The following is a 23,400-nucleotide window of genomic DNA, read 5'->3' as shown; positions in this document are numbered from 1 at the left end:
AAAACCAACAGGAGTGGGAGTGAAAAAGTTAAGTTTCGCCATTTTGGCCATCGGGTTTGCCTCAATGGCCGCTCAGGCTGCAACCGTTTATACCGAATTCCCGGACAACGTTAACCCGAAACAAAAATACGTTTTTTATACGCATGGCAAGGTGTTAGAGGGGAACACTGACCGGCCGAGTAATCCGAACAAACCGCAGTGGGGCGTTTACGATTTCCCGGCGGTAAAAGAGAAGCTCAGCGATGACGGCTACAACCTGATTGCCTATCATAGGGCCAAAGATACTCAGCCAGATCAATATGCCGACAAGCTAAAGCATGATGTGAATACGCTGATTGCAAAGGGCGTCCCGGCTAAGAATATTACGCTTGTCGGTTTCTCACGCGGCGGCGAAATTACCATTCTGGCGGCAAGCAAATTGCAAAATAAGGCACTCAACGTCGCCATTCTGGCGGGATGTACGCATTCCATTCAGGATGACGCCCACAATCGCCTGTACGGTAATGTGCTTTCCATTTATGAAGCGTCAGATGAAGTGGGTTCTTGCCAGACGATTGTTAACCACAGTCCGGGGATAGCTCACTTTAAAGAGATAAAAATCTCTACCGGCCAGCAGCACGGGGCATTTTTCCGCCCTAACCCAGAATGGGTCGTTCCTTTAAAGCAGTGGATCGCGAGTAACTGAAGCCTGGCGAACAGGTGACACAGGGATCCCGCCTGGCGTATACAGCCAGGCGATAAACTCTTGCGGAGGCAGCGCCTTCGCAAAATACCAGCCCTGGCAATACTCCACGCCGTGATCCACCAGCCATGCCACCTGCGCTTCGGTTTCAACCCCTTCGGCAATCGTCGTTAAATTCAGGCTGTGGGCAATTTCAATGATGTGCTCCACCAGCAAATGGCTGGCCCGCTCGCTGGCGAGAGAATCAATAAAGCTTTTATCGATTTTTAAAATATCGACGTTCAGGTACTGCAGATTATGCAGATTCGAATACCCGGTGCCAAAGTCATCGATGGCGACTTTAAAGCCCGCGTTGCGGAACTCCTGAATAAACGGTCTGGTTTTTTCAACGTCAATAAATCCTCGTTCGGTCACTTCGATTTTTATCTGCCCCGAACGCATGTTGTAAGTTTTAATGCGCTCCGACAGCACGGTGATTAAACGTGAAGAGTGAAAGTCGGACGCCGATAAATTAATCGAAATATAAAGCCCCGGGTGGTCTGCAAGAAATTCACCAAAATCTTTAAATACGGCATCAACGACATAGTCCGATATTTTGTGAATCAGGCCTTCTGACTCTGCCAGCGGAATAAACGTCCCGGGACTGATGGTTTGCCCGTTAAAATTCACCCACCGCAGCAGCGCTTCGGCCCCGACACAATAGCCGTTCTGGATGTCAATGATCGGCTGGTAGTGAAGCTTGAGTTGTTTTCTGGCCAGCGCCCTTAAAAGCATCCGACGCGGTGAATTTAACTGCTGACGAGTTCGGGACCACATAATTAATATCAGCAGGCTGCAAATAACGCCTAACGGAAGCGTCAACGTAAGCTGGTGATACCACTGGCGGTTAAACAAGGTTTCTGAAGTGGAAACAATCACCGCAATCGGCCTTTTAGAGGACTGGTCAACGGCGTAAAAACGATTGTCTTCGGTAAACGCTTTTTCTTTACGCAGAATAAAACGGTGCAGCAGGTCGCTGTCGGCCCCCGGACTTAAAGAGAAAAAGCTGCGGGTAACGGTGTCGTACACGCCATAAATCAGCGAGTCATCTTCGGACAATACTTCTGACCAGGTGAGCGGGTTAATTACCGCCATATAATGCCCACGCTGCATGTAGGTCATTTTATGTCCGGCGTAAAACGGCGTATCCAGATAATAATAAATTGCTACGTCCGGTTTACGGGTATAAGAAGGGAGCGGCGTCGGCAGCGGTTTTAAGGGCTTGTAGCTGGTCGAACACAGTAGTTTATCGCCGCTAACGTAAATTAAATCCGCGATAAAAAGTTTACCACGCACAATATCGAGCATATTTTCCATATGCCGGGGGCTGCATATTTCTCCTGAAAAACGTTCCGCCTCGCTGCGCGCTTCATTGACATGGCTGATGACGATTTCCGTTTTTTCCATCACCAGTTTGCCAAAAGAGTGCAGGTGCTGCTGGGTATCACTGGTGGCACGAACATGGGCAAAATAAATTGCCAGCATTATCGGCAGGCAAACTATCAGGACAAAACCTGAAGTACGCAACGCCTTAAGATAAACTCGTTTCACCATGATGCTCACACGTCTCTGTTTTTATGCGCCTGTTTTTATGCTTTATTGGAACAACCTGATGACCGCCGATTACGTTGCATCATAAAGCCCGCTTTAGCAATAGCCTTCAGCCGTTAACTCTGCGGAAATTAATTTGCGCAACAATGAGATAAGAGGAACCGGGATGCTGTTTAGCTTAAGATTTAACCCCCCGCGCTAATATGAGTTTTTCTGGGGTTAAAGCAGCAGGGAATGATTATTTAAACGAAATTGTGGTAAACGTCAGATAAACAAAATGTTCACGCCATTCCCGCCCTTGCTTCCCTAAAAATGCCCTCTTTCTCGCCTCAAAAACGCGCAAAAAAACGCCACAAGACTGGTGATTAAATGCTCAAAAGTGATACACTTCACACTATAAGTGCAACAAAATAAAAAATTGCAGCTTTTGAGGAATAAGGTTCATGGCAACAATCACCACCGGCGTCATGCTTATGCGCTGGCCGCTGTTCAGTGCAGTTTTGATGTTTTTGGCAAGCAGCCTGAATATTCAGTTTCGCCGCTCGGATTACCGCGCATTAGCCTTGGTTAGCAGCGGGTTAGGTATTGCCGCATCGTGCTGGTTTGCCATGGGATTACTGGGCCTGACGCTCGGCGATTTCCCGGTTATCTGGGCGTCTTTTAAAGCGGGGTTGGTCGATATCATCGCCAGAATGCCGGCCGAATGGCCGACCATGATGCCTTAACGGGCAGAAACATGAAAAACCGCTCTTATCGGCGGTTTTTTGTTTTCAGGTGACAAAGCCGTAATCCCGCAGTATCTGCCGCGCCGCATCCGAGATCAGAAAATCACGCAATGGGGCTGCTCGTTCGTCGCACACCGCCAGCCCATAATCGGCCTGAATATTGTAGCGAGCCGGGATCTCAAACACCCGCAGTTCACTGTGGGCCTTCAGCGCTGCGGTATAGCTTCGGTAGCCCATCATCAGATCGGCCTGCCCGCTGGCAATAAGCCACTGAGCCGCGAGCATGCCGTCGGGCACGGCCTGTGTGTCCGGGCCGCCAACCAGCGGCAAGGCTCGCGGCTGCAGGTCGATGCCGAATTCAGCTTCAAATCTGGCAAAGAACTGCCAGGTATAGTCCCCGGACGGATCGCTCCCCGGCGTGGACGTGCCAATACGTAAGGCCGGATCGCTCAATAGCGTTAGCCAGGTACTTTGCTCATCAACGCAGTGTGCTGCCGCCGTCAGGCAAAGGGCATTCCCGGTAAACCGCTGAACCGCTCGCGCTTTGCCCTGTTCCAACAGCGTGTGCGGGTGCGCCATGTTTGCCGAAGCAAACAGCGAGCATGGCTCTCCGGCCTCAATACGCGCCCTCAGCAGGCCCGCAGGCCCAAACTGCGTCTCAGTCAGCAGGCCAGTTTCCCGCTCAAATTTTTCCATAAGCGGTTGCCAGACTCGCCGCAGGCTTCCGGCCGCCAGGATCTGTAAGGTCATTACTCCACGCCTTCATAATGGGTGCGGTAAAAACGCTGATACCAGCTGTCGGCCACTTTCTTCATGTCGATGTCTTTGAATCTGGCGGGATACAATTTTTTCGCCATCCACAGCTCGCCAATCGCCATCGCTTCCGGCATCGGGTAGCCCCAGGCTTTGGCGTATTCCGGCATCAGCCAGACCCGATGGTTTTTTACCGCGTCGATCGGCTGCCACTCGGATTTGCTGACGATCTCATCCACCACTTTGGGGTAACGATCCTGCACGAAGATCACCTGCGGATCCCAGGCGATCACCTGCTCCATCGACACCTGCTTGAAGCCTTTTACAGTAGATGCCGCCACGTTCAGCGCCCCCGCGTGGGCCATCATCAGGCCGGTATATTTCCCGGAGCCGTAGGTGGTCAGGTCAGGGTTGGCCATGTAGGCACGCACGCGTTGGTCTGCCGGGATATCTTTCAGGCGGTCGCTGACCAGCTTGCGCTCGGCAAAAGTGGCGTCGATCAGCGCTTTGGCCTGCTTCTCTTTATTAACGACTTCGCCAATCAGCTCAATGCCTTCTTTCAGGCCGAGGTTGTAGGCCTGTTCTTCGTCCTGCATCGACGGGTTCAGCTTGTCCTGCTCGCCCGGTGCATCATGGCGTAGCGAAATGGCGATAACCGGAATGCCGAGTTTGCTAATGCTGTCGATCATCTCCTGCGGCGCATAGTTGGTGACGAACACCACCTGCGGGTGCAGCGCCACCAGCTTTTCGGTGTCCACGCTGGTTAAATCCCCCAGTTGGGCTTTGTGCTCAAGCTCCGGGGCCAGGCGAGCGTAGCCGCTACCAAGCTGCTGCTTCCAGTTCGCCAGAATGCCGACCACTTTATCGGTGGCGTTCATTTGCACCAGCAGATTGAGCGTTTGGTGCTGAAGCACCACCACGCGGTCAACCTCATCGGGGATCGTGACCTGGCGGCCAAGCTGGTCGGTAAGCGTGCGGTTCGCCAATGCGGCGAGCGGGGAAAGAACTAATAATGCGCCCAGCGTCAGGCGGCGAGTAAATCGGTTCACGGCGGGAGTCCTTATGATCGTTGTGTATAAAAATATACAGCGATGACTCCCCCGCGCCCAGCGATTTTAAGGGGTAGAAAAGCCCCCTCTTCTGCCAACGACTCAATCCATCCAGGCTTTACGCGTTTCTTTCAATGACGCGTCCTTCAGTAACGCAGGGTCGATGGCACAAACCGTTTTCTGAATCAGCCCTGCAACGGAGTCTTGAGGAAAAGTTTGCCACTGCCCTATTGGATCTGTCTTCGCAACAACCTTTCCTTCACCGTATAGCTCAGACAAGTAGACTCGGTCAAAAACGCTCCGTTCCGGACGCTCGCAGTTGACGACATTAATCGCCCTCGAGCTACGTACAAAGAGGTTTTCCTTTTCGGACATTAAAGAAGGTTTAACGTAATTATTAATAAGGTAGAACTGACGCAGATGCGGATTTCCCTGGTACAACGCGACACTGAGCATGGAGATGTAAGCTGTGATATCTTTATCCTCCATGATTTTAATCATTCCAGTCGGGCGAGGTTCAGGCTGTTTAACCGGCTTTGCGCAGCCGCTAAGCAGCAGAAGGACCGACAATATTAAGGCTCTTTTCATTATTTATTTCCCGCAGCAATATCCGGACGTTCCTGGTGAAGCAGAGCCTCATCAATGCTGCCTTGCAGCGAACAGGACAAGCGTGATTTACCATTGCTGGTTTCCAGCATGACTAATTTTTCCGCGCTTCCTTCCACAGGCGCAATACCCAAAGCGGCCGCGACATTCGGTTTCCAGGCCGAAGAAGCGTCCACTTTGATTTGTGGGTTGGCGATATAGCCATTGTCGCTCTTCTGCCAGCTTGCAGTAGGGAATGTGCCTTTGATCTTTTCCAGAGGTTCTTCAATCATCACCCCCCAAAAGTAATATTTCCCCATTTTCCCCAAGTCAAACTGTTGCTCATAATAGCCTGTCAGCGTCAGCGCCCCGTCGCGAACTGGCTGACTGAACCAGGTCACATGAGATTCTTTATCCGCTACTGCTACCCAAGCGTTACCTTTGTTATCTGTTTCCACTGGAGAGACTTTTTTGAGGGCTGAGCGGTGCTGATAGAGCGTTTTAAAAAACTGCGGGGAGCATTGCATCAGCGCTTCTGAAAGCGCAACCGTTGCAGCGTGGCTTGCCGGAGTAATAATCAGTGATGTAATAAGCAGTGTTCTTGCAAAAGACATAATTCTTCCCTTTTATACAGCTTTATCCCAGGCGCTTTTTATCGTTTAACGCCTCCGATGTAACATCAGTTTCTATCGACAATCTTACCCATAACTTTACCCAGCCTCCCCCCCAAAAAATGGTACCGCTTCGCTCGCAGTCTGAGGCCCAACAGGTAACATTTTGTGCTTAATTGTTTCCAAACCCTGCCAAATCTGGTCTGGCCAGCGAATTTTGTTCTGGTAAATAAGTCCCTTAAAGGGGCTTTTTTTCATGCACTTGCCAATAGTTGACAGATCGGATGTCTGGATACCGGTCAAAAGCATCTGCAATACATTGATTTTAAATTAAAAAAATCGAAAAAAATAAATGATTGAGCGGGGGGGTAAAAAGCCATATATTGGCGGCGTTTTATGCACCCTAAACGACATTTATACTCTGGATAATTCGAGTTTCAACTTGAAGCATGACGAGTATAGTTTACTTAATTCAGCCGCTGCGCTCATGCCGACGGTTGTAGGAGAGATATGATGACGGATAAAGTCCGTATTGATACTTTAGATGCAAAATCTGCAAACGCTACCAACGAAACCTATTTGGCACGACAGGCTGAATTCGAATCGAATGTCAGAAGTTACCCGCGCAAATTACCGTTCGCTATAGCCAAAGCCCAGGGCGCCTGGATCATCGACGTTGAAGGTAACCGTTACCTTGACTGTCTGGCCGGTGCGGGCACGCTGGCGCTTGGCCACAACCACCCTGACATCCTGCAAAGCATCCAAAACGTCATTACCAGCGGCTTGCCGTTACATACTTTGGATCTGACTACCCCGTTAAAAGACGAGTTCTCAGAATACCTGCTCTCTTTACTGCCGAGCCAGGGTAAAGAGTACTGCCTGCAGTTCTGTGGCCCATCCGGCGCGGACGCAGTAGAAGCCGCTATCAAGCTGGCTAAGAAACACACCGGCCGCAGCGGCGTGATCAGCTTCTCCGGCGGCTACCACGGGATGACCCACGGCGCGCTGTCCGTGACCGGCAACCTGTCTCCGAAAGCAGCCATCAACGGCCTGATGCCGGAAGTTCAGTTCCTGCCATACCCGCACGAGTACCGCTGTCCGCTGGGCATCGGCGGCGACGCGGGCGTGAAAGCGCTGACCTATTACTTCGACAACCTGATCAACGACGTTGAAAGCGGCGTGCGCAAACCTGCGGCCGTGATCCTCGAAGCGGTTCAGGGCGAAGGCGGCGTGAACCCGGCCCCTGCCGAGTGGCTGCAGCGCATCCGTAAAGTGACCAAAGAGCACGGCATCGTGCTGATCATCGATGAAGTTCAGGCTGGCTTTGCCCGTACCGGCAAGCTGTTCGCCTACGAACACGCTGGCATTGAGCCAGACATCATCGTGATGTCCAAAGCCGTTGGCGGCGGTCTGCCGCTGGCCGTACTGGGCCTGAGAAAAGAGATCGATGCCTGGGAACCTGGCCACCACACCGGCACCTTCCGCGGCAACCAGCTGGCAATGGCGACCGGCCTGACCACCCTGAAGTACCTGAAAGACAACAAAGTCGCTGACAAAGTTGCCGCTCAGGGCGAATGGCTGAAAAGCAAACTGTACGATCTGCAGAAACGCTACCCGGCAATCGGCCACGTTCGCGGCCTGGGCCTGATGCTCGGGATTGAGATCGTGAAGCCAGAAGAAGCACAGGATCACATGGGTTGCTACCCGGCGGACGGCGCGCTGTCTGCTCTGATCCAGAAAAAATGTTTCGAAGCGGGCCTGATTCTGGAGCGCGGTGGCCGTAACGGCTGCGTGCTGCGCCTGCTGCCGTCCCTGCTTATCAGCGACGACGAGCTGGAAATCTTCCTGAGTAAATTTGAAAAAGCCTTGTTAGCCGCTGGCGCAAAAGCTGTCTGACTGGAGTAATAAATATGTCCCGATCTAACCCGATTCTGGCCTCCTCTGCCCAGAGCATTGAGGAATACCAGCAGGCGATCGCCCAGACCAGCCAGGCCGTAGTGGAGTGGCTGCAGCAGCCCCAGATGTACCAGGGCAAAACCGTCGCCGAGCTGAAAGAACGTATTCAGCTCGACTTCAATCCTCAGGGCCTGGGCAACCAGGTCGCGATTGAACGCGCGATTGAATACTTCTTAAAAGACAGTCTGCTGGTGCATCACCCGCAGTGCGTGGCGCACCTGCACTGCCCAAGCCTGGTGGTTAGCCAGGCCGCAGAAGTGCTGATCAACGCCACCAACCAGAGCATGGACTCCTGGGACCAAAGCCCGTCGGCGACCATCATCGAGATGAAGCTGATCGAATGGCTGCGTGCGCAGGTGGGTTACCAGCCTGGCGACGCGGGCGTGTTCACCAGCGGCGGTACCCAGAGCAACCTGATGGGCCTGATGCTGGCGCGTGACGCTTACTTTGCGCGTCAGGGCCACTCTGTTCAGCAGGATGGTCTGACCGGTGATATCCGTAAAATCAGAGTCCTGTGCTCTGAAAACGCTCACTTCTCCGTGCAGAAAAACATGGCGCTGATGGGCATGGGCTACCAGGCAGTTACGCTGGTGAAAACCGATGAGTTTGCCCGCATGGACGTTACCGATCTGGCGGCTAAAATCGCCCAGGCGAAAGCGAACGGCGAGCAGATCATGGCTATCGTCGCCACTGCCGGTACCACCGATGCAGGCGCTATCGACCCGCTGAGCGACATCGCGAAGCTGGCCGCAGAGCACCAGATCTGGGTCCACGTCGATGCAGCCTGGGGCGGCGCGCTGCTGCTGTCCGAGAAGTATCGCGATTATCTGAACGGCCTGGAGCTGGTGGATTCCGTTACTCTGGACTTCCACAAACAGTTCTTCCAGACCATCAGCTGCGGCGCGTTCCTGCTGAAAGATGCTCGCCACTACGAGCTGATGCGCTACCAGGCGGCCTACCTGAACTCCGAGTTCGACGAAGAGCAAGGCGTACCTAACCTGGTCTCCAAGTCGCTGCAGACCACCCGACGCTTTGATGCCCTGAAGCTGTGGATGGGCCTGGAAGCGCTGGGGCAGAAGCAATATGCCGAAATCATCGATCACGGTGTGACCATGGCGAAGAATGTGGCGGCCTATGTGGCTGACCACGCTTCTCTGGAGCTGGTGATGCAGCCTCAGCTGGCGAGCGTGCTGTTCCGCTTCCGTCCGGCAAGTCTGGCTGACCGCAGCGATGCTGAAATCGCGCTGCTGAACCAGAAAATCGGCGATGCGCTGCTGGAGTCTGGGCGTGCGAACGTTGGCGTGACCGAGCATAACGGCGTCACCTGCCTGAAGCTGACCCTGCTGAACCCAACCGTCACCCTGGAGGACGTCAAAGTCCTGCTGGCGCTGGTGGAGAAAACCGCAGAGCCGCTGCTGAACGCGTAATTTTTTACGTATGAATAAAAGCCGGTCGCGAGCCTTCGCCACCGGCTTTTTTATTGCTTTTAGTCCGCCAGCCTGAGCTGACGGCGGATAAATTTCGCCACCTCTGCAACCAGCTCTCCGTCTTCAGGCGCGCCCATAAATCCACCGTGCGGCATTGCTTCAAAGACGTGCAGTTCGGCGTCGACGTTCGCTTTTCTCAACGCCCGGTGTAGCCTCACCGCATTAGACAGGAATAAATCCCGCGTGCCGCTTTGAATAAACGTTGCCGGGAAACCACGGGTAAAATCGCCAAACAACGGCGAAAGATAAGGATGCGTTAACTCAGCGCCGGCGGCGTAAAGCAGGTTGTTTTCCCTCAGCGACCCCGGCAGCACCACATCCACAAGCTGGTTCACCTGGAAGCTGTCGCCGGACTCGGTCAGGTCTGCCTCCGGGGACAGCAGCACTAACGCCCCTGGCAACGGCAAGCCTTCATCACGCGCCCGCAGCACCATCGCAGCGGCGAGATTACCGCCCGCTGAACGTCCGGCAATCACGATATTCTCCGGGGCATAGCGCTCCAGCAGGTACCGGTATGTGGCCAGGCAATCATCCAGCGCGGCAGGATAAGGATGTTCAGGCGGCATTCGGTAATCGACGCTGTAACAGCGGAGCCCATACTGCAAAGCCTGGGTGCTGGCGCTGGCCTTGCAGGCCTCTCCGCCACCAAAGGTAAATGCCCCGCCGTGGAGATCCACCAGTACGTGATGTTCCGAAACCGCCACGCCAGGCGCGGCAACATGCACCGTGGCCCGCTCAATTTGCAGCGTTTGGGGTTCCGCCTCGCGGCTCGCTGGCCGGGACTTCATGGCTTCGGCATACCAGGCCGCCGAAGTGGCCTGAATCTGCTTCCAGGCTTCGCCGTCGGTGTGGGACGGCATCCCAAAGCGCGCGTTATGGGGCACGCCGCTCTCATCCACCTGGCGACGCAGAACCGCCTGTGCCTCATCGCTGATCGAGCGAGGGAACGGGATAATGTGCGCGGGGCGCAGGACGCCATCAATTTTGTCTTTCATCGTCTGACCTGTGCTTAATTTATGCTTTCAGATGCAACTGCAGCCAGTGGGTCACATCCTGAACCGGGATTTTTTTACTGAAGTTATAGGTTTTTTCCATTGGCCACCAGACACCTTCGCCTCGGGCAAAGGCGGTACGATAACGCAGCATGACGTCATCCGGATGGCGGCTAAGCTCGGCCTGTAAGTCCGGCAGGCTCAGGACCGCTTTGCTGAGCGTCTTCCCGCTGGTACGCTCGACAATCTCTGCCAGTCTGCCGTAGGTAAGCGTTTCGCTGGCGATGAACACCACCTGGTTAGCCACGCGAGGCTGTTCAAGATAAATGGCGGTCGTGAGCCGGCCGATATCTTCCGGTGAAGTGACGGTAACCTGGGTATCCCAGCCCCCCAGCGCGTTGACGGTTTGCTTCTCCAGGTTGACCACATCAAACGCGGGCTCAAACAGGAAGCTGGTGAACATCCCCGTGGAGACAATCACCCACTCGGTCACGCTCTGGCTTCGCAGCAGCGTTCTGACATCGTGCTGTTCGTCCCATACCGGCTGCCCGCTGCCTTTGCCCACCACATCGTAATCGACGCCAAACTGCCACGGAAAATAGCGGCTGACGCCAGCCTGAATCACCGCGCGGCTAATTTTAAGCTGCGTACCTTCGCCTGCGACAAACCCCATGCAGTTGATGACGGTGTCGAAGTGCTGAAACAGCGGCACCAGAGCCTCGCTCTCGTTGGCCGCGATATCCAGCGCGATAAACTCGATCCCGGCTTCGGCATACTTTTGGTGACGCAGCGAAACCGGCCGACCGTGCTCATTGAGCGATCCCGGCGACACGCTGGCGGTTATCGTCCTGCCCAACCCCGAGACGGCCGGCTGCAGCGCATCCAGAATTGCCGCGCCCAACTGTCCCACTCCCAGCACCAATATCTTCTCACCTGTATTCTCAGTATTGATATTCATATCACTCTCCGGCCCTTTACTTGCAGCAGAATTGCTACATTATTGGAGAGTCTACCGGCGTGATTAGCGAGCGATAAGCCGTCCTGTCCGGGTTAGACTATTCGCAAAAATGGCACAATTTCGCCGAACTGACGGAGGATTCAATGGACAAACTGGAAGCCATGCGGGTCTATCGCCATGTGGTTGAAACGCAAAGTTTCGCCCGGGCCTCGGAGCTACTTGGGCTGCCGAGATCAACCGTCTCCCGCATCATTAAAGATCTTGAAAACTATCTGGCGGTGCAGCTTCTGCAGCGTACGACGAGAAAACTAAGCGTCACCACCGACGGCCAGAACTATTACGCCGAATGTAAAAAAATCCTCGGTGATATTGCCGCCCTGGAATCCTCCTTCCCCGGAAAAACCGGGCAGCCGCGAGGACGCTTTAAGATTGGTATGCCGCAGTCGCTGGCCCGGCATTGTATTTTGCCAGAAATACAGAGGTTTATGGCGTGCTACCCTGAGCTGGAACTGGTGCTTTGCTCAAGCGATCGGGTTACGGATTTAGTGCAGGAGGGATTTGACTGCGTTATCCGGGCTGGCGCGGTAGAGGATTCCACCACGCTGGTTGCCCGCCCGTTAGCGCGTTTCAGGTGGTCGGTGCTGGCTTCCGGGCAATACATATCTCAATACGGAGCGCCGCAGTCCCTGGACGATTTGCAACATCATCACGCCGTGGGCTATCTCTCCCACGCCACAGGGCGCACAACCGAATGGCATTTTGACAATCAAGGCCGCGACGTCGCCATAAGAATGAAAGAAACGCTGATTGTTGATGATACCGACGCCTATATTCAGGCCGGTCTTCAGGGAATAGGGTTAATTCGTGTGGCCAGCTACCTGGTGAGTTCCTACTTATCCACCGGCGCGTTAATTTCCTGCCTGGAAGAGTACGCCGTCGATATGCCTTTGTATCTGGTTTACCCGCAAAGCCGCCATATTTCCCCGGCAGTAAGAGCGTTTTATGAATGGAGCAAGGAAGTGCTCGGCACGATTTCTCATTCCCCCACCAGCTAATATTGGCGGGATACTTTCACTACAAAACCAAACATAATGGCGCGCGATAATAATGATAAGGAGTGCCATTCTTAATATGAAAATGACCTCTCCGCTCGCGATATACCGTGGTTTACCCCAAGACGTGTATTTTATTGCCTTATCTAAATTTGTACTTGGTTTAGGCAATTTTATTATTCCTTTTATGATTTTGCTGTTAACGCAAAAACTAGGCTATTCCACGACGGTTGCCGGAAGCCTGGCAATGGGAGTGACCGGGCTTTATCTACTGGGGAATCTTGTCGGCGGTAAACTCTCCGATACCTACGGACATAAAAAGGTCATGCTTTGGGGGGAGACGATCGGAGCTTTTATCCTGATAATTAGCGGTTTTTTTGCCAACTGGCACATCGCTATCCCCATCTTGCTCTTTATCAGTTATCTGTTTTTCGGTATTGCCCTTCCCGCCAGTAATGCTCTGGTGGCAGATCTCTCATCCCCAGCCAACAGAAATGCCGTCATGTCCCTGAGCTACCTGACCTATAACCTGGGATCGGGCATTGGCCCGGTACTGGCCGGATATTTATTCTGGAATCATACGGCCTGGGTATTTTGGGGCAATGGCCTCGCGGGGTTGGCCGGCGTCGTGATTGTGTTGTTCTTCGTGGCGGATAAAAACACGCCTGACAATATTGCCCCGAATGCATTTTCAGGCCGTGAGAAAGCGGTGGATGGCACCGTCTGGCAAGTATTCAGGCAGCGGCCCCAGCTACTTATTTTCGGCGTGCTTTGCACCTTACTCTGGCTTGCACTGCAGCAGTTAACCATGACCACCCCGCTTTATTTGAGCCATGTATTTGGCAAACAGGGGCCAATTTTATATGGCCAATTGATGACCTACGCCAGCATTCTGGTGGTGATCATCACGCCATTAATCATACGCCTGACCGCCAGAGTGGATGATATGAAAAACCTGGCGCTTGCCGGATTCTTGTTTGCACTGGGCTATCTTTTAGTCCTCGCGGACAAATCCGTGGGGATGCAGTTTCTGGCCTGGAGCTTCCTGACCGCGGGTGAAGTGCTGCTTATCACGAAAGAATCGGTTTACCTTGCGAATAACTCGCCGAGCAGCCATCGGGGGCGAATCAGCGGCGTACTTTCCACCATGAGGAGCTTTGGCCTGATGCCAATGTATGCCGTGATGGGCGCCTATATCGATACCTTTGGCTATCTCAGCACCTGGTTATTGATAGTGGGTGTCTCAACGATGGCCGCGATTTTGTTCTTACTGCTGGCCGGCTGGCAACACGGCCGCCAGCTTTCGTTGGACAGAGAGTAACGTGCACCGCCTGATCCAGCCGCTGGCCGGGCGAATAAGCACCCAATAGAGAGCGAACAGGGCTTTCACACGCGGCGTTGGGCAATAGACAAAGGTTTCGGTGCGTAATACCGTCGTGCCATTGTGCCCAGGCGTGAGATCAAAGCGCAGAACCAGTTTAGCCGCGCGCGAGTCGGCAAAACGCTGGAAGGCTTCGGCATCTTTCAGCGACGCAACGTCAAGCAACGGCCTCCAGAAACGCCCGGCTAAACCGAATGAGACTCCGCGGCTGCTTTGGTGAAGCAGAGTGAAAGATCCAAACCCAAATGCATCGGCCGGCTCAGCGCTTCCTGACTTAAAGCAGGTCCGGCGCAGGCGGCGAGGCAGCTGGCGCAAACGGAGTAATCGGCGGATAACCGGATCCTCTTCCATATTCAGCGCCAGAACGGCCTGAATAATGGCTTCGGGTGCCCCCTCAATGGGCGGGGACAGATGCTTTTCATAAAAGCTAAACGAAGGCAGGTGGGGTGTGGCGTCTGCCTGGCGCTGAGATTCACTCTCACTGACAAAACCTAAAAATGCCACGGCATCTTCCTTATCCGAGGGGTCGCCTGTCCGGCTGGTTTCATACTGCCATAATAAAAAAAACCCTGCCAGGCAGGGTTTTATTTGTTCTTCGCGTCCAGGTTCATACCCGGAGGGGATCAGAACGGGATATCGTCGTCGAAATCCATTGGTGGTTCGTTAGATGGCGCTGGCGCGCTCTGCTGCTGCGGGCGAGACTGCGCGCCGCCGCTGAACTGGTTGCCGCCCTGAGGCTGCTGAGGCTGACCCCAACCACCCTGCTGCTGGCCGCCGTTGCCGCCCGCTGGTGCACCGCCGCCCTGACGGCCGCCGAGCATCTGCATGGTGCCGCCAACGTTAACCACGACTTCGGTGGTGTATTTTTCTACGCCAGCCTGGTCGGTCCATTTACGGGTTTGCAGTGCGCCTTCGATGTAAACCTGAGAGCCTTTACGCAGGTATTCACCGGCCACTTCTGCCAGTTTGCCGAACAGCACAACGCGGTGCCACTCGGTTTTTTCTTTGGTTTCGCCGGTTTGCTTATCACGCCAGGACTCTGACGTGGCCAGTGTAATGTTGGCAACGGCGCCCCCATTTGGCATATAGCGTACTTCCGGGTCCTGACCCAGATTCCCAACGAGAATCACCTTGTTTACGCCTCTGCTGGCCATGTTCGTGTCTCCTGAAACGTTTTTAAATAGTCTAAACCGGGGATTCTACACTATGCCACCCACAATGTTTATAGCTGCGAGGGACATTCCAGAATGTCGGCTAAGTATAGCTCGTTTCATTAAAACACTGGATATTCATTCAGGTTTTATTGTGTCATAATTAGCCGTTTCTGGCCGTCGGTTGTACCAGGCGCATGTAGTCATTATTCCGGGAAAGGTGAATGGATAAGATCGAAGTTCGGGGCGCCCGCACCCACAATCTCAAAAATATCAACCTCGTCATCCCGCGCGACAAACTGATTGTTGTCACCGGGCTTTCGGGTTCAGGCAAATCCTCGCTGGCATTCGACACCCTGTATGCTGAAGGTCAGCGTCGCTACGTTGAGTCTCTTTCGGCGTACGCGCGTCAGTTCCTGTCGCTGATGGAGAAGCCGGACGTCGACCACATTGAAGGGTTGTCCCCTGCGATTTCTATTGAACAGAAATCCACGTCCCATAACCCGCGTTCTACCGTCGGTACCATCACGGAAATCCATGACTACCTGCGTCTGCTTTACGCCCGCGTAGGCGAACCGCGCTGCCCGGATCACGACATCCCGCTCGCGGCACAAACCGTCAGCCAGATGGTGGATAACGTGCTCGCGCAGCCGGAAGGCAAACGTCTGATGCTGCTCGCGCCGATCATTAAAGATCGTAAAGGTGAACACGCCAAAACGCTGGAAAACCTGGCCAGCCAGGGCTATATCCGCGCCCGTATCGACGGTGAAGTCTGTGACTTGTCCGATCCGCCGAAATTAGAGCTGCAGAAGAAACACACCATTGAAGTGGTCGTCGACCGCTTTAAAGTGCGTGAAGACATCGCCCAGCGCCTGGCCGAGTCGTTTGAAACCGCGCTGGAGCTGTCCGGCGGGTCTGCCGTTGTCGCCGACATGGACGATGAAAAAGCGGAAGAACTTCTGTTCTCCGCCAACTTTGCCTGCCCGGTTTGCGGCTACAGCATGCGTGAACTGGAACCGCGCCTGTTCTCCTTTAACAACCCGGCCGGTGCCTGCCCGACCTGCGACGGCCTGGGCGTTCAGCAATACTTCGATCCTGACCGCGTGGTGCAAAATGGCGAGCTGTCGCTGGCCGGCGGCGCCATCCGCGGTTGGGATCGCCGTAATTTCTACTACTTCACCATGCTGCGTTCGCTGGCCGAGCACTACAAGTTCGACGTGGAATCTCCGTGGAACGAGCTAAGCGACACCGTGAAGAAAGTCGTCCTGCACGGCTCCGGTAAAGAAACCATCGAATTCAAGTATATGAACGATCGCGGGGACACCTCTGTGCGCCGCCATCCGTTCGAAGGCGTGCTGCATAACATGGAGCGCCGCTACAAAGAAACCGAATCTTCCGCCGTGCGCGAAGAGCTGGCGAAATTCATCAGCAACCGGCCTTGCACCAGCTGCGAAGGAACGCGTCTGCGCCGTGAAGCGCGCCATGTGTTTGTGGAAAACACCGCGCTGCCGACGATTTCTGACATGAGCATCGGCCATGCGATGGAATTCTTCCAGAACATGAAGCTCAGCGGTCAGCGCGCGCAAATCGCGGAAAAAGTGCTGAAAGAGATCGGCGATCGCCTGAAGTTCCTGGTGAACGTCGGTCTGAATTACCTTTCTCTCTCCCGCTCGGCGGAAACGCTGTCCGGCGGTGAAGCCCAGCGTATTCGCCTGGCAAGCCAGATTGGCGCCGGGCTGGTGGGCGTGATGTATGTACTGGACGAGCCGTCCATCGGCCTGCACCAGCGCGATAACGAACGTCTGCTGGAGACCCTGATTCACCTGCGCAACCTCGGTAACACGGTGATTGTGGTTGAGCACGACGAAGACGCCATTCGCGCCGCCGACCATATTATCGACATTGGCCCTGGCGCGGGCGTTCACGGCGGCCAGGTGGTTGCGGAAGGCACCATGAAGGATATTATCGCGGTGCCGGAGTCCCTGACCGGGCAATTCCTCAGCGGCAAGCGCGAAATTGCGGTGCCGAAACAGCGCGTTGCCGCCGACCCGTCAAAAGTGCTCAAGCTCTCCGGCGCGAAGGGGAACAACCTGAAGGACGTCACGCTGACGCTGCCGGTGGGGCTGTTTACCTGTATTACCGGGGTGTCCGGCTCCGGGAAATCGACGCTGATTAACGATACCCTGTTCCCGATTGCCCAGCGGCAGCTGAACGGGGCAACAATAGTCGAACCCGCACCGTACCGCGAAGTTCAGGGCCTGGAGCATTTCGATAAGGTCATCGACATCGACCAAAGCCCGATCGGCCGTACACCGCGCTCCAACCCGGCTACCTACACCGGGGTGTTCACCCCCGTTCGTGAGCTGTTTGCTGGCGTACCGGAAGCGCGCTCACGCGGCTATACGCCGGGGCGCTTTAGCTTCAACGTTCGCGGTGGGCGCTGTGAAGCCTGCCAGGGCGACGGCGTAATCAAAGTGGAAATGCACTTCCTGCCGGATATTTACGTGCCGTGCGACCAGTGCAAAGGCAAACGCTATAACCGTGAAACGCTCGAGATTAAGTACAAAGGCAAAAGCATTCACGAAGTACTGGATATGACCATTGAAGATGCCCGTGAGTTCTTCGATGCCGTTCCGGCGCTGGCGCGTAAGCTGCAAACGCTGATCGACGTGGGCCTGTCCTATATCCGGCTTGGCCAGTCGGCGACCACGCTATCGGGGGGTGAAGCCCAGCGCGTGAAGCTGGCGCGTGAACTGTCTAAACGCGGCACAGGGCAGACGCTGTATATCCTCGATGAGCCGACCACCGGCCTGCACTTTGCGGATATCCAGCAGTTGCTGGAAGTGCTGCATCAGCTCAGGGATCAGGGCAATACCATTGTGGTCATCGAACATAATCTCGACGTGATTAAAACCGCAGACTGGATTGTGGACCTGGGGCCGGAAGGCGGCAGCGGCGGCGGTGAGATTCTGGTCTCCGGCACGCCGGAAACCGTCGCCACCTGCGAAGCCTCCCATACCGCGCGTTTCCTCAAGCCGTTGCTGAAGTAGTCAAACCGACAATTGCTGCCTGAGCTGTTCAGGCAGCAAGGCTAAGGCCTGCTGATACGAAGCATCCACCAGATAGTAAATTTGCGAGCCGGGCAGCGAACCGTCCAGGTAGAGCGTGCTCCAGTGCGCCTTATTCAAGTGGGCGCTGGGGAACACGTCCTGGTGCTGCTGACGCAGAAGCTCTGCCAGATCGGGCGTGGCCTTGAGGGACACCGCCGGGCGCTGGTTCTCCGCATGTACCATCGCGAACAGCACATCGCCCACTTTGATTTGCGTGGCCTTCCAGTCGCTATGCACGCTCTGCTCTGCGCCGGGTTTTTTCATGCAGTACTCTAAAAGATCCGAATTGGTCATCTTAATTTCCTCGTCCTGAACGTTTACCGGAAGCATTCGCGGCAGCATTAAGTGTGCGCCAAAAGCGCATAACAGACGAGAAAATTGATTAAAAAAACGGCAGCCCATTTACATGAGCTGCCGTCTTTCTTACCGGGATCAGTACTCGGAGTTAACGATAACTTCTTCGCCAAACGAGCCTGCTTTCGGCAGAGGCTGGTAGCTGGAGTTCGAAGCTCGCAGGATACGAATGCCGCGGGCGCCAACGTCCTGGGCGGCGGTGATGTCGTTGTCTGAGTCGCCGTAGAAGATTTTGATTTTCTTATCTTTCAGCCACTGCGTTTTGGTGTTCTGGCCTTCTTTATCGCCGGCAAAGATCACCGGATTGACGCTCGGTTCGGGGATCAGGAAGTCGCTTTGCAGCGTTTTGGTGACGGTTTCAGTTTTGGTCTGACTGCGTCCGGTGACAAAATACACGCTGTCGCCGCGCTTGAGGTGCATAGTGATCAGGCTTTTTGCCACCTCTTTGGGCATGCTGAACTCATCCCAGCCGTTGTTCATCTTTTCCCAGAATGCCGGGTTTTTCAGGTAGTCCTGCTTACCCGGAGAGAACTCTTTTTGCCCGCGGTAAAAGCCAGGGCTGGAAAACAGCACGGTATCGTCGATATCAAACCCGACGGCGATAGGTGCGCGGCCAAGCAGGCTGTTTTCAATTTGTGCCACGGAAACCCAGTGGATTGGCACCTGCTGTGCCAGCTGTGCCACGGTGACGCCGGGATTCAGCGGGGCGGGTGCGGATTCGGTTGCCAAAGCGGCGTGATTTAAGCCTACCAACAGGCAGGCGGCACTGAGTGCCAGAGCGATTTTACGCATTGTTTTCCCTTTAATGTTCTGTTTTTAATCGTTTTTAAAATGAGCAGCCTTGCCATAAAGCCTTCCGACCATACCTGCCAGGGACTGATCTACAAAGGTTTTTTTCAATTTTATGTCAGATAAAACAGGCAGGGTCACAGAACGGTGGGGTAATTTCCTCTCCCGAACGGGAGAGGAAAAAGGGTATGCAGCAATCAAACAAAGTTAGCGAGTACTTACATTACCGCAGCGAACGCCTGCGCCACGCGCTGGACGTTGCCGTGGTTAAGCCCGGCAACGCAAATGCGGCCGCTGGCCAGCAGGTAAATACCAAACTCATCGCGCAGGCGGTCGGCCTGAGCCGCGCTTAACCCGGTGTAGCTAAACATACCGCGCTGTTTCACCAGGTAATCAAAGTTACGCCCCGGCACGGCTTTGGTCAGCACCTCCACCAGCACCTGGCGCATTTCCAGAATACGCACGCGCATGGTTTCCACTTCGGCAATCCAGCTGGCTTTCAGTTGCTCGTCGTTCAGGACGGTCGCCACCACCTGCGCCCCAAAGTTTGGCGGGCTGGAGTAGTTGCGGCGCACGGTGGCTTTCAGCTGACCCAGCACGCGCCCTGCGGCGTCGCTGTCTTCGCAAACCACGGAAAGCCCGCCTACGCGTTCGCCATACAGAGAGAAGATTTTTGAGAAGGAGTTGCTCACCAGCATCGGCTGCCCGGATGAGGCGATAGCGCGGATGGCATAGGCATCCTGCTCCATGCCCGCGCCAAAGCCCTGATAAGCGATGTCGAGGAACGGAATCAGATTACGTGCTTTGAGAATCTCGGTGACGGCATCCCATTGGCTGTCGGTAAGGTCAGAGCCGGTTGGGTTGTGGCAGCATGGGTGCAGCAACACGATGCTGAGTTCAGGCAGCGTTTTCAGTTTTTCCAGCAGCGCCTCAAAGCGCACGCCGTTGGTTTCACTGTCAAACCACGGATAGGTATTCACGGTGAAACCCGCGCCTTCAAAGATAGCGACGTGGTTTTCCCAGGTTGGATCGCTGACCCACACCTGGGAATCAGGGAAATACGTTTTCAGGAAGTCAGCACCGATTTTTAAGGCGCCGGAACCCCCGAGCGTTTGCACGGTGGCAATGCGGCCTTCCACCAGCGCCGGATGGTTTGCGCCAAATAACAGCGGCGCAATGGCGCTGCGGTAGCCGTTCAGGCCTTCCATCGGCAAATAGAGAGAGGCACCGTGAGGCTGAGCGTTCAGGCGAGCCTCTGCTTCTGCCACGGCCTGTAACTGCGGGATCACCCCGTCTTCATTGTAATAGAGGCCGATGCTGAGGTTGACCTTGTCGCTGCGCGGATCGACTTTAAAGCGTTCCATGAGGGAAAGGATCGGGTCGCCAGCATAGGCGTCAACTTTTTGAAACACGGTGAGGTTCTCCTGGTTTACAGTTCGCGGATTTCCACTGTAAACCAGGCGAGGACACTCAGTCCAGATACTTCATTGTAACCCTTGAAGTCAGGCGAGTGATAAGTTCGTAAGCACTTACATTTGAGTGTTCGGCGATGCGCTCGACCGGTAAACCTTCGCCCCAGAGCACCGCGCTATCGCCCGGTTTATCTGCGGCATCCGGCCCTAAATCGACACAAATCATGTCCATGGCAACGCGCCCTACGATGGGCACTTCGCGGCCATTGACCAGCACCGGCGTGCCGGACGGGGCGCTGCGCGGATAACCATCGCCGTAGCCCATGGCCACCACGCCAAGGCAGGTGTCACGCTCGGCAGTCCAGGTGCCGCCATAACCTACCGGCTCCCCGGCTTTATGGCCGCGAACCGCGATCAGGCTCGAGGTCAAAGACATCACCGGCTGGAAACCAAAGTCCTCACCCCACGGCTTTTGTTCCAGCGGCGAAACGCCGTACAGGATGATGCCGGGGCGAACCCAATCCATATGCGAGTCGGGCCACAGCAGAATGCCGCCCGATGCGGCGATAGAGCGCTGCCCCGGCTTGCCTGCGGTGAAAGAATTAAAGATATCCAGCTGACGCGGCGTGGCGTCGGACTCAGGCTCATCGGCACGGGCAAAATGGCTTACCACGTTCACCGGCTGGCTAACGTTTTTGCAGGCCACCAGGCGCTGATAGAAGGCTTCAGCCTCTTCCGGGCGCACGCCGAGGCGGTGCATCCCGGTGTCCAGCTTCATCCAGACGGTGATGGGCTGGCTGAGATCGGCCTGCTCTAGCGCTTCCAGCTGTTGAATGCTGTGGATCGCCGTCTGGAAGTTCTGGGTGGCAATCACCGGCAGATCTTCCGCATTGAAGAACCCTTCCAGCAGCAGAACGGGTTTCGTGATGCCGCCTTCCCGCAGGCGCAGGGCTTCTTCGAGGCGGGCCACGCCGAAAGCATCGGCGTTTTCTAAGGTGCGGGCGGTCTCCAGCAGACCATGCCCATAGGCGTTTGCTTTCACGACTGCCACCATGCGACTGTTCGGAGCCAGTTCGCGGAGGCGTTGCAGGTTGTGTCGCAGAGCGCGGCGGTTAATGACGACGGTTGCCGCTTGCATGTTCGTTCCTTGCTCAGTGTTTGGATTAAATGCTACCCATCCTCTAAATCATCCAAGTCACAGCAAGGCGGCAGGAGAACTCGGCCCGATGAGCTTACTAAAGTAAGTGATTCGGGTGAGTGAGTGCAGCCAGCACCTCTGTGGCTTGAAGGATGACGAGGATTTTTATTCTTCGTCGTACTGCGGCCCGGCATAGTTATCGAAGCGCGACCACTGGCCGTTAAAGGTCAGGCGCACGGTACCGATCGGGCCGTTACGCTGCTTACCGATAATGATTTCCGCGATACCTTTCAGGTCGCTGTTTTCGTGGTAAACCTCGTCGCGGTAGATAAACATGATCAAGTCGGCATCCTGCTCGATGGAGCCGGATTCACGCAGGTCGGAGTTGACCGGGCGTTTGTCGGCACGCTGCTCCAGGGAGCGGTTAAGCTGCGACAGCGCCACCACCGGCACCTGAAGCTCTTTTGCCAGCGCCTTGAGAGAGCGGGAAATCTCGGCGATTTCCAGAGTACGGTTGTCGGACAGCGACGGCACGCGCATCAGCTGCAGGTAGTCGATCATGATCAGGCTCAGGCCTTCATGTTCGCGGTAGATGCGGCGGGCGCGGGAACGCACTTCCGTCGGCGTCAGACCTGAGGAGTCGTCAATGTACATATTGCGCTTCTCCAGCAGGATGCCCATGGTGCTGGAGATACGCGCCCAGTCCTCATCGTCCAGCTGGCCGGTACGGATTCGGGTCTGGTCCACGCGCGACAGCGACGCCAGCATACGCATCATGATCTGCTCGCCGGGCATCTCGAGGCTGAAGATCAGCACCGGTTTATCCTGCAGCATGGCGGCGTTTTCACACAGGTTCATCGCGAAGGTGGTTTTACCCATCGACGGACGGGCCGCCACGATAATCAGGTCAGAGCGCTGAAGGCCCGCAGTTTTCTTGTTCAGATCCTGGTAGCCGGTATCCACGCCCGTTACGCCGTCGTGCGGCGTCTGGTACAGGGACTCGATACGCGACACCGTGGCTTCCAGAATTTGGTCGATGCTTTTCGGGCCTTCATCTTTGTTGGCGCGGTTTTCGGCAATCTGGAAGACGCGGGATTCTGCGAGATCCAGCAAGTCTTCACTGGTACGCCCCTGTGGGTCGTAGCCGGCATCGGCAATTTCATTGGCGACCGCAATCATTTCGCGCACAACCGCACGTTCGCGAACGATATCCGCATAGGCGCTGATGTTTGCCGCACTTGGCGTGTTTTTAGAAAGCTCCGCGAGATAAGCAAAACCGCCGACGCTCTCGAGCTGGCCCTGGAGTTCCAGGGATTCCGAAAGCGTAATCAGGTCGATGGGTTTGCTCATTTCGAGCAGGCGCTGCATTTCGGTGAAGATCATGCGGTGCGGACGGCTGAAGAAGTCGTTGGCGACCACGCGCTCGGCGACGTTATCCCAGCGTTCGTTGTCCAGCATCAAACCGCCCAACACCGACTGCTCCGCCTCAAGCGAGTGCGGCGGCATTTTCAGCCCTTCTACCTGACGGTCGCGGGGTTCGTTCGGTTTGTTGAAGGGTTTATTTCCTGCCATAGTGAGGGAGCTACCAAATTCATAGTGAGAGACCGGGAAGTATAACCATTCTT

General features: G+C 55.1%; 22 protein-coding genes. 7 read left to right on the top strand and 15 right to left on the bottom strand.

The genetic code is table 11. The features are described from left to right. The first annotated feature begins 64 nt into the window (after positions 1–64). The gene (locus VW41_00885; protein AJZ91812.1) at positions 65–685 is read left to right on the top strand and encodes an esterase; all 621 of its coding nucleotides are present in this window, start codon (positions 65–67) and stop codon (positions 683–685) included. Here the strand turns inward: VW41_00885 and VW41_00880 are convergent. Further along, complete coding sequence (locus VW41_00880) at positions 659–2,275, bottom strand: signal peptide protein (protein ID AJZ87698.1); 1,617 nt, start codon at positions 2,273–2,275, stop codon at positions 659–661. The genes VW41_00885 and VW41_00880 overlap by 27 nt on opposite strands. A gap of 440 nt (positions 2,276–2,715) precedes the next feature. On the opposite strand from VW41_00880, the gene VW41_00875 reads away from it, so the two are divergent. Beyond that, positions 2,716–2,997, top strand: a complete 282-nt coding sequence (locus VW41_00875; GenBank protein ID AJZ87697.1) for a membrane protein — start codon at positions 2,716–2,718, stop codon at positions 2,995–2,997. 45 nt (positions 2,998–3,042) lie between these two features. Here VW41_00875 and VW41_00870 read toward each other — a convergent pair whose 3' ends face one another. The 5 genes from VW41_00870 to VW41_00850 all read right to left on the bottom strand — a co-directional run bounded on the left by VW41_00870 (position 3,043) and on the right by VW41_00850 (position 6,304). Continuing rightward, complete coding sequence (locus VW41_00870; GenBank protein ID AJZ87696.1) at positions 3,043–3,747, bottom strand: molybdenum ABC transporter substrate-binding protein; 705 nt, start codon at positions 3,745–3,747, stop codon at positions 3,043–3,045. Further along, on the bottom strand, positions 3,747–4,799 hold the full coding sequence (locus tag VW41_00865) for a hypothetical protein (protein AJZ87695.1): 1,053 nt from the start codon (positions 4,797–4,799) through the stop codon (positions 3,747–3,749). Before VW41_00865 ends, VW41_00870 begins: the two co-directional genes overlap by 1 nt. A gap of 102 nt (positions 4,800–4,901) precedes the next feature. Continuing rightward, a complete protein-coding gene (locus VW41_00860) occupies positions 4,902–5,387 on the bottom strand; it encodes a hypothetical protein (GenBank protein ID AJZ87694.1) in 486 nt (161 codons plus the stop codon). Further along, on the bottom strand, positions 5,387–5,980 hold the full coding sequence (locus tag VW41_00855; protein ID AJZ91811.1) for a hypothetical protein: 594 nt from the start codon (positions 5,978–5,980) through the stop codon (positions 5,387–5,389). Before VW41_00855 ends, VW41_00860 begins: the two co-directional genes overlap by 1 nt. A gap of 114 nt (positions 5,981–6,094) precedes the next feature. Next, positions 6,095–6,304, bottom strand: coding sequence for a hypothetical protein (locus tag VW41_00850; GenBank protein AJZ87693.1), 210 nt, complete (start codon positions 6,302–6,304; stop codon positions 6,095–6,097). 201 nt (positions 6,305–6,505) lie between these two features. Between VW41_00850 and VW41_00845 the strand changes: the two genes are divergently transcribed. Then, positions 6,506–7,891, top strand: coding sequence for a diaminobutyrate--2-oxoglutarate aminotransferase (locus VW41_00845; protein AJZ87692.1), 1,386 nt, complete (start codon positions 6,506–6,508; stop codon positions 7,889–7,891). 14 nt (positions 7,892–7,905) lie between these two features. Beyond that, complete coding sequence (locus tag VW41_00840; protein AJZ87691.1) at positions 7,906–9,378, top strand: 2,4-diaminobutyrate decarboxylase; 1,473 nt, start codon at positions 7,906–7,908, stop codon at positions 9,376–9,378. Between the two features lie 59 nt (positions 9,379–9,437). On the opposite strand, the gene VW41_00835 is transcribed toward VW41_00840, so the two are convergent. Next, entirely contained in the window at positions 9,438–10,433 is a 996-nt protein-coding gene (locus VW41_00835) for an esterase (GenBank protein ID AJZ87690.1), read from the bottom strand. A 19-nt stretch (positions 10,434–10,452) separates the two neighbouring features. Then, entirely contained in the window at positions 10,453–11,388 is a 936-nt protein-coding gene (locus VW41_00830; GenBank protein ID AJZ87689.1) for a 2'-hydroxyisoflavone reductase, read from the bottom strand. A 143-nt stretch (positions 11,389–11,531) separates the two neighbouring features. Between VW41_00830 and VW41_00825 the strand changes: the two genes are divergently transcribed. Then, positions 11,532–12,443 (top strand): transcriptional regulator, encoded by a 912-nt coding sequence (locus VW41_00825; GenBank protein AJZ87688.1) that lies wholly within the window; start codon positions 11,532–11,534, stop codon positions 12,441–12,443. Between the two features lie 184 nt (positions 12,444–12,627). Then, entirely contained in the window at positions 12,628–13,761 is a 1,134-nt protein-coding gene (locus VW41_00820; protein AJZ91810.1) for a major facilitator transporter, read from the top strand. Here VW41_00820 and VW41_00815 read toward each other — a convergent pair. Beyond that, the gene (locus tag VW41_00815; GenBank protein ID AJZ87687.1) at positions 13,708–14,325 is read right to left on the bottom strand and encodes a hypothetical protein; all 618 of its coding nucleotides are present in this window, start codon (positions 14,323–14,325) and stop codon (positions 13,708–13,710) included. The genes VW41_00820 and VW41_00815 overlap by 54 nt on opposite strands. A gap of 119 nt (positions 14,326–14,444) precedes the next feature. After that, positions 14,445–14,975: a single-stranded DNA-binding protein gene (locus tag VW41_00810; protein ID AJZ87686.1), complete on the bottom strand. Its 531-nt coding sequence runs from the start codon at positions 14,973–14,975 to the stop codon at positions 14,445–14,447. Positions 14,976–15,196: 221 nt separating this feature from the next. On the opposite strand from VW41_00810, the gene VW41_00805 reads away from it, so the two are divergent. After that, a complete protein-coding gene (locus tag VW41_00805; protein AJZ87685.1) occupies positions 15,197–18,022 on the top strand; it encodes an excinuclease ABC subunit A in 2,826 nt (941 codons plus the stop codon). Here VW41_00805 and VW41_00800 read toward each other — a convergent pair whose 3' ends face one another. The 5 genes from VW41_00800 to VW41_00780 all read right to left on the bottom strand — a co-directional run bounded on the left by VW41_00800 (position 18,023) and on the right by VW41_00780 (position 23,347). Next, positions 18,023–18,376, bottom strand: a complete 354-nt coding sequence (locus VW41_00800) for a hypothetical protein (protein AJZ91809.1) — start codon at positions 18,374–18,376, stop codon at positions 18,023–18,025. It abuts the gene before it with no gap. Positions 18,377–18,514: 138 nt separating this feature from the next. Continuing rightward, positions 18,515–19,228, bottom strand: coding sequence for an acid phosphatase (aphA, locus tag VW41_00795; GenBank protein AJZ87684.1), 714 nt, complete (start codon positions 19,226–19,228; stop codon positions 18,515–18,517). A gap of 215 nt (positions 19,229–19,443) precedes the next feature. Then, positions 19,444–20,637, bottom strand: coding sequence for an aromatic amino acid aminotransferase (locus VW41_00790; protein ID AJZ87683.1), 1,194 nt, complete (start codon positions 20,635–20,637; stop codon positions 19,444–19,446). Positions 20,638–20,695: 58 nt separating this feature from the next. After that, positions 20,696–21,775, bottom strand: a complete 1,080-nt coding sequence (gene alr / locus VW41_00785) for an alanine racemase (GenBank protein ID AJZ87682.1) — start codon at positions 21,773–21,775, stop codon at positions 20,696–20,698. Between the two features lie 165 nt (positions 21,776–21,940). Beyond that, a complete protein-coding gene (locus VW41_00780) occupies positions 21,941–23,347 on the bottom strand; it encodes a DNA helicase (protein AJZ87681.1) in 1,407 nt (468 codons plus the stop codon). Positions 23,348–23,400 lie beyond the last annotated feature (53 nt).

It is taken from the genome of Klebsiella michiganensis (assembly GCA_000963575.1).
GTDB classification, from domain to species: Bacteria; Pseudomonadota; Gammaproteobacteria; order Enterobacterales; family Enterobacteriaceae; genus Cedecea; species Cedecea michiganensis_A.
The sequence above is the reverse complement of the archived record's forward strand: the minus strand, read 5'-3'. Positions and strand labels throughout refer to the sequence as shown.

What these genes read in the sequence shown, in the direction of transcription:
- VW41_00885 (AJZ91812.1), top strand. Translation starts at nt 65, where the DNA reads ATGGCCGCTCAGGCTGCAACCGTTTATACCGAATTCCCGGACAACGTT.
- VW41_00880 (AJZ87698.1), bottom strand. Translation starts at nt 2,275, where the DNA reads ATGGTGAAACGAGTTTATCTTAAGGCGTTGCGTACTTCAGGTTTTGTC.
- VW41_00875 (AJZ87697.1), top strand. Translation starts at nt 2,716, where the DNA reads ATGGCAACAATCACCACCGGCGTCATGCTTATGCGCTGGCCGCTGTTC.
- VW41_00870 (AJZ87696.1), bottom strand. Translation starts at nt 3,747, where the DNA reads ATGACCTTACAGATCCTGGCGGCCGGAAGCCTGCGGCGAGTCTGGCAA.
- VW41_00860 (AJZ87694.1), bottom strand. Translation starts at nt 5,387, where the DNA reads ATGAAAAGAGCCTTAATATTGTCGGTCCTTCTGCTGCTTAGCGGCTGC.
- VW41_00850 (AJZ87693.1), bottom strand. Translation starts at nt 6,304, where the DNA reads ATGCTTTTGACCGGTATCCAGACATCCGATCTGTCAACTATTGGCAAG.
- VW41_00845 (AJZ87692.1), top strand. Translation starts at nt 6,506, where the DNA reads ATGATGACGGATAAAGTCCGTATTGATACTTTAGATGCAAAATCTGCA.
- VW41_00840 (AJZ87691.1), top strand. Translation starts at nt 7,906, where the DNA reads ATGTCCCGATCTAACCCGATTCTGGCCTCCTCTGCCCAGAGCATTGAG.
- VW41_00835 (AJZ87690.1), bottom strand. Translation starts at nt 10,433, where the DNA reads ATGAAAGACAAAATTGATGGCGTCCTGCGCCCCGCGCACATTATCCCG.
- VW41_00830 (AJZ87689.1), bottom strand. Translation starts at nt 11,388, where the DNA reads ATGAATATCAATACTGAGAATACAGGTGAGAAGATATTGGTGCTGGGA.
- VW41_00825 (AJZ87688.1), top strand. Translation starts at nt 11,532, where the DNA reads ATGGACAAACTGGAAGCCATGCGGGTCTATCGCCATGTGGTTGAAACG.
- VW41_00820 (AJZ91810.1), top strand. Translation starts at nt 12,628, where the DNA reads ATGATTTTGCTGTTAACGCAAAAACTAGGCTATTCCACGACGGTTGCC.
- VW41_00810 (AJZ87686.1), bottom strand. Translation starts at nt 14,975, where the DNA reads ATGGCCAGCAGAGGCGTAAACAAGGTGATTCTCGTTGGGAATCTGGGT.
- VW41_00805 (AJZ87685.1), top strand. Translation starts at nt 15,197, where the DNA reads ATGGATAAGATCGAAGTTCGGGGCGCCCGCACCCACAATCTCAAAAAT.
- VW41_00800 (AJZ91809.1), bottom strand. Translation starts at nt 18,376, where the DNA reads ATGACCAATTCGGATCTTTTAGAGTACTGCATGAAAAAACCCGGCGCA.
- aphA (AJZ87684.1), bottom strand. Translation starts at nt 19,228, where the DNA reads ATGCGTAAAATCGCTCTGGCACTCAGTGCCGCCTGCCTGTTGGTAGGC.
- alr (AJZ87682.1), bottom strand. Translation starts at nt 21,775, where the DNA reads ATGCAAGCGGCAACCGTCGTCATTAACCGCCGCGCTCTGCGACACAAC.
- VW41_00780 (AJZ87681.1), bottom strand. Translation starts at nt 23,347, where the DNA reads ATGGCAGGAAATAAACCCTTCAACAAACCGAACGAACCCCGCGACCGT.